Below are 1,998 nucleotides of genomic sequence, written 5' to 3'. Positions count from 1 at the left end.
GTTTTATTAAGTGTTAAATTAGTTTAAAATTATTTTTTATATTTGAATTTAAAAATAAATAAATGTAAAAATTTACATTTATTAAAAAGTAGCTAATTTACATAAAGTTTTTAATTAGAAGACCTTTAATTTCATTAAGAAGTTTAACTTGTTCAAGGTCATATTTATTGAGTTTTTCTAAATCTTCTTTAATTTTTTTATAATCAGCTATTTTTTTATCAAAGTTATCTGTATCATCAACATCAGATACTGCATTTTCAAATTCATTTTCTTCTTCAGCTTCAATAGATCTTGTAATCTCATTTACAAGTTTTAGTTGGGATCTACTTAATTTATTAGTTTTTGTAACTCCTTCTTTTATATCATCTAAATGTTGGAGAATTTCTTCAGATTTATCCATAAAATCACCTTCAGATAAAAAACTTAATTAAACATGTTTAATTTTTAAATCTTATTTTTACTGTATCATTTTTTATAAAAGGTTTTTATTTATTCTTTAAATCTTATTTTTACTGAATCAGCATGTGCAAAGAAACCTTCATATTCTGCAATAGGTAAAATGGTTTCTTTTAATGTGTTTAAACCATCTTTTGTAATTTTTTGTACTGTAGGTTTTTTCAAGAAATCTTCAGTAGAAAGTCCTGAATACATTCTTGCTCCTGCACCAGTTGGTAATACATGGTTAGTTCCACTACCATAATCACCACATGCTACTGGTGAATAGTTACCTAAGAATATTGAACCTGCATTATTAATTTTACTTAAAGTATATTCATTATCTTTTGTTGAGATGATTAGATGTTCTGGAGCATATTTGTTAGTTACATATATTCCTTCATCAATATCATCTACAATAACAATTTTTCCTCTTTTTGAAAGTGATGCTTCAATAATTTCTTTACGTACTGCTTTTTCTGTTTTTTCTTTTATTTCTTTTTCAACTTCATGAGCTAATTCTTCACTTGGTGTTACAAAGATACATGCTGCATTAGGGTCATGTTCTGCTTGAGACATAATATCATATGCAATGAATTCTGCTTTATCTGTTTCATCTGCAAGTACTAAAAGTTCAGATGGTCCTGCAGGGAATTCAATATCTACATCACCATATACTAATTTTTTAGCTCCTGTAACAAAGATGTTTCCAGGTCCTACAATTTTATCTACTTTTGGTATTGTTTCAGAACCATATGCCATTGCACCAATAGCTTGTGCTCCACCTACTTTGTATATTTCATCTGCTCCTGCAATATCACTTGCAACAAGAATTGCATCCATTACTTTTCCATCTTTTCCAGGTGGTGTACAACATACAATTTTTTTAACTCCAGCTATTTTTGCAGGAATAACTGTCATTAATATTGTTGATGGATATGCAGCTCTTCCACCAGGTATGTAACATCCAACAGTTTCTAAAGGTCTAATTATTTGTCCTGCAGTAATTCCATCTTTAATATCCATTTTCCATTCTTTTGGAATTTCTGCTTTATGGAATTTTTCAATATTACTTGCTGCACTTTTAAGTGCTTCTATAAGTTTATCATCAATATTATTATATGCTTCTTTAATTTCTTCTTCTGAAACTTTCATATCCTCTAATTTTACACCATCAAATTTTTCAGTATATCCTAAAATAGCTTTATCCTTATTTTCTTTGATGTCTACTAAAATATCATTAACTGTAGGAATTATTTTATTAATATCTTCTTCAGATCTTTTTATAATATCAGCTAATTGATTTTCATTATATTTGATTAATTTCATTATATCACTTTTTAATTTATAAGAATTAATTATTATTAATTTAAATTTTGTATTTTTTATTAATTATATATTACTTATTATTATAATATTGTAAGAGTAATTTTTAGTTTTTTATTTTTTTAATACTAATTTTTTTAATATATTAATAAATTTAAATTTTTTATTTTTCTAAGATGATTTTATATTTTTTATTAATTTGTTTAACTTTTATAAATAAATTTGAATATATTTTAT

The 1,998-nt window shown here is 24.9% G+C and carries 2 protein-coding genes; both read right to left on the bottom strand.

From position 1 onward, the window contains the following. Window positions 1–97: 97 nt before the first annotated feature. Window positions 98–400 (bottom strand): hypothetical protein, encoded by a 303-nt coding sequence (locus tag BGI41_RS07880; RefSeq protein ID WP_088540150.1) that lies wholly within the window; start codon window positions 398–400, stop codon window positions 98–100. 89 nt (window positions 401–489) lie between these two features. Continuing rightward, entirely contained in the window at window positions 490–1,764 is a 1,275-nt protein-coding gene (gene hisD, locus BGI41_RS07875) for a histidinol dehydrogenase (protein ID WP_088540149.1), read from the bottom strand. Between the last annotated feature and the right edge of the window lie 234 nt (window positions 1,765–1,998).

It is taken from the genome of Methanobrevibacter sp. 87.7 (assembly GCF_002208625.1).
Lineage (GTDB): Archaea > Methanobacteriota > Methanobacteria > Methanobacteriales > Methanobacteriaceae > Methanarmilla.
Note: the sequence above shows the minus strand (reverse complement) of the source record. Positions and strands in the feature narration are given on the sequence as shown.